Here is a 4,063-nt window from a genome sequence, read left to right as displayed (position 1 = left end):
GCGCTGCACAAAAAGTTGTGCAGTTTTAAAACGCCGCCCGAGGGAAGAGTATGAGATCGATTTTCACCGCCACCTTTGTCGCCAGCCTGTTGATCGGAACAGCGGTCTCGGCTCAGTCCCTGAGAATCGGTATTCAAGAGGATCCGGATGCGCTCGATCCTCATCGGGCCCGCAGCTTCACAGGGCGGATCGTCTTTACGTCCCTGTGCGACAAGCTCGTTGATATCACTCCCGATCTCACATTTGTACCGCAGCTGGCCACCGAATGGAGTTGGAGCGGTGACAACAAGACCTTGACGATGAAGCTTCGGCCAGGCGTCAAGTTTCATGATGGCGAGATCATGAATGCGGCCGCGGTGAAGTTCAATCTCGATCGAGCCCGCACCTTGCCGGACAGTCTGCGCAAAAGCGAGCTTGGATCCGTCGAGACCGTCGAAGTGATCGACGACACGACGGTGGCACTAAAATTGTCGCGGCCCGACGCGACCTTGGTCTCGCAACTCTCCGATCGCGCCGGCATGATCATGTCCCCAAAGGCGCTTGCCGGAGCGGATTTTGCACAGAAGCCGATGTGCTCTGGACCCTATCGCTTCGTGGAGCGGGTGCAGAATGATCGCATCGTTCTCGATCGGTTCAGTGACTACTGGGATGCCAAAGCTTTCTCGTTCGACCGGCTCGTCTTCACACCCATTCCCGACACGACCGTTCGATTGGCGAACCTGAGAGCAGGCGATCTCGACATGATCGAGCGGCCCGCACCAAGCGACGTCGCGAGCATAAAGGCCGACCCGAAGCTGGTTTTCTCGTTGCCGAGTGATATCGGATATCAGGACATCACGATCAACGTGAACAACGGTGAACGTGCCAAGGGTCCGCTCGGGAGTGACAAGCGCGTTCGTCAGGCATTGCAGTACGCCATCGATCGCGACGTGATCAACGAGGTCGTAGGCCAAGGCATTTTCCCGCCGGCGGGCCAACCGTTTCCGCTCGCGAGTCCATACTACAACAAGGCTTACAGTGCCGGGAAAAGAGATGTGGTGAAGGCAAAGGCTCTCTTGAAGGAAGCCGGCTTCGAGCGGGTGAAGATCGAGCTCGCCTTTGCCAACAGCACGACGACGCAGCAGCTCGCCGAGATCATTCAGGCGATGGGCGCGGAAGTTGGCTTCGACATTTCGCTGCGCGCCACAGAGTTTGCATCCCTGCAGAAAGAAGCGCAGGCGGGCAACTTCGAGGCTATAGCGACAGGTTGGTCTGGGCGTATCGATCCCGACGGGAATATCCACACGTTCGTGACGTGCAAGGGAAGCACGAACGACGGCCGCTATTGCAATCCTGAAGTGGACCGTCTTCTCAATGAAGCGCGGACATTGAACGACGTCGAGAAGCGCAAGGCGCTGTACGATTCCGCCCAAGCCATCCTCCAGGACGAACTGCCCGTCATTTACACCTACTATGCGCCGCGCCCGGTGGTGTCGGCGAAGAAGGTTCAGGGTTTCAAGCCGTATCCTGATGGCATGATTCGACTCAGGGGCGTCGCGTTTGCGTCCTAAATCAAACTAAGCGGCGTGCCGGCATCATAGACTGGCACGCTCCTCACCGCATCTTGTCGGATGAGCGAGCGGCATTGGCCGGCAACCGATTCCGTCGCATGTCGCGATGGATCAAGCTGATCATTTCGTCTCCGAGATCGCGACTCCATTCCATGGCTCCGGGGGAGGTTGTTCGATCAGGAGGCGAATCCGCTCCACGTAGATCGCATAGTATTCGTCAAGGCCGTACGCCTTTCCAAGGTCGCGGCACGTTATGATCATTTCGAGCGCGTCGGCCCAATCGCGCCGCCAGTAGGCGGAGAGCATGGCCCGTTGAGCCGCGGAGAACACATCGAAATCCTCGCTCGCCGCCATTTTCGCGTGGCCGAGTACAGTGAAGACGCGCTCCGGCGCCGTCTTGCCCTTTATCTGGATGCGGTCGAGTTCGAGCACTGCAAACTGCTCGTGCACCGCGGCGGCGGTGCGATAGCCGATGACGATCGGAACACCGTAATATTTTGAGAGCCCTTCCAGACGAGACGCTACGTTTACGGGATCTCCGAGAACCGAATAGTTGAAATGCAGGTCTGAGCCAAAATTGCCGACGACGCAGAGACCAGTGTTGAGTCCGATGCCGATCTTCAGCGGTGCGACGGTGCGCTCGCCTGCTTCACGCTGTCGCTGTGCATTGAGTGCGTCGAGGCTGTCCAGCATCGCGAGGGCTGCTTCGCAGGCATTCGAGGCATGGTGAGCGTCAGCGAGCGGAGCATTCCAGAAGGCCATGATGGCATCACCCATATACTTGTCGATCGTTCCCTGCCGCTCGACGATGTCGTTGGTGAGCGGTGTGAACAGTCGGTTGATGAGCGAGGTCAGACCCTGCGGATCGTCCTCGAATGCCTCGGAGATCGCCGTAAATCCGCGAATGTCGGAAAACAGTATGGTTAGTTCGCGTTGCTCACCGCCGAGCACAAGTTTCTCGGGCGAGTTTGCTAACTGCTCGACGAGCGCAGGCGAAATGTACTGGCTAAAGGCGGAACGAATGCGGTGACGGTCGGCGGAGACGCTCAGGTAGTTGGTGCAGACGAGAACGGAATAGACGAGGAGACTCGAGAAGAGAGGGAATGTGTAGTCGATCAGAAGCCCAAGTGACGAGAAGCAGTACCATGAGACGCTCACGGTGAGAGCGGCAGTGATCGCTCCGAGAATGAAGAGTCTGACGGCGCTCGCCCTCGGTGCAAGTGCGATGAGCGTGAGGCTCAGGAGTGCCGCAAGAGCGAGTTCGATGAGCGCCGTGTAGCTCGGGCGGCTGAGCGTGGAGCCGGCGAGCGCGCTCTCGAGAAGCTGCGCATGCAGTTCGACGCCGGGTGTCGCGGGATGGACCGGCGTGACTTTGATATCCAGCAGGCCCGCGGCCGACGTGCCGATGAGGACGATCTTGCCCGAGATGTTCTCCCGCGAGACGTTGCCGCGCAAAAGATCCAGTGCCGATAGGTATGTGACGGATCCGGGGCGCGCGAAGTGGAGCCAGATCCGACCCTTGCCATCAGTCGGAATCTCCAGTCCCTGAACGCCGACACTCCGCACGCCGCCGGCGTCTGTCTTGATCAGGATCGCATCAGATCCTCGAATGACACGCAGAATCTCGATCGCGAGCGAAGGTACAATCGTTCCGTCCGCAAGCGCGACAAGCGGAAGGCGACGGATCGTCCCATCATCCTCGGGTACGATGGAGAAGAGCCCGCGGCCTTGGGAAGCGGCATCGAGCATCGGCAGGTTTCGCAACAGGTGTGGAAAATCGACGAGATAGGGCCGAGGATCAGGGCCGAGGATCGCGATGCCCGATTGCATTGTCGGGCCTGATGCGTCGCTAGCGCCCGAAACACGATACCCGGAATGACCGAGAACAACAGTCGAGCGGCGGATCGCTTCAGCGAAAATCTCGTCGCTCGCTGGAAGCCCCCGCAACTTCTCTCGGGTCTCGTCGTCGAGGCCCCTGAAGGTCTCCGCAACGACCCCTGGTGAACTCCGATCGGGCTCCGGGAAGAGTACGTCGAAGCCGATCGCGGTCGCACCTTCGTCGGAGAGCCGTGAGACCATGTCGGCGAGTATCGTTCGCGGCCACGGCCATTGTCCGAGCGCCCGCAGACTCGGTTCGTCGATATCGACGATGACGACGGAACGAAGCGGCGTCGCCCTCGGCTGGAGTTGCTGGTAAACGTCGAAAGCGCGATGTCGCAGAATTTCAAGTGGTCCAGGATCCCAGAGCCGAAGGCTCACCAGCGCCAACAGCAGGAGGAGTGCGAGAACCCGCCCGATTCCAAAATGTCGCCATCGCCCTCGCATGCACGCGCCTCCGGGTTCAGAGGATGTGGTCCGTGGATCGGGGCAAGGCTCCCGCGATCGCCAACTGCGCGGTCAACGTCTCGCCGTCAGCGAACTGAATCTGAGCCGTTACCGTGTTATGGTCGCCGACCTTTCGAGCAAGTCCCTCGATCGATAGGTCCAGTGAGAAACCGTTGGCAGTACGGACA

2 protein-coding genes are annotated in these 4,063 nt (G+C 59.5%); one reads left to right on the top strand and one right to left on the bottom strand.

Features of this window, described 5'->3' with window-relative positions; genetic code table 11:
* Positions 1-50 precede the first annotated feature (50 nt).
* Positions 51-1,550 (top strand): ABC transporter substrate-binding protein, encoded by a 1,500-nt coding sequence (locus AC1DT3_RS13560; protein WP_477465778.1) that lies wholly within the window; start codon positions 51-53, stop codon positions 1,548-1,550.
* Positions 1,551-1,670: 120 nt separating this feature from the next.
* On the opposite strand, the gene AC1DT3_RS13555 is transcribed toward AC1DT3_RS13560, so the two are convergent.
* Positions 1,671-3,875 carry a CHASE2 domain-containing protein gene (locus AC1DT3_RS13555; protein ID WP_477465777.1) on the bottom strand — a complete coding sequence of 735 codons (2,205 nt, stop codon included), beginning with the start codon at positions 3,873-3,875 and terminating at the stop codon, positions 1,671-1,673.
* Positions 3,876-4,063 lie beyond the last annotated feature (188 nt).

The sequence above is a fragment of the Microvirga sp. P4_G7 genome (assembly GCF_056401005.1).
The sequence above is the reverse complement of the archived record's forward strand: the minus strand, read 5'-3'. Positions and strand labels throughout refer to the sequence as shown.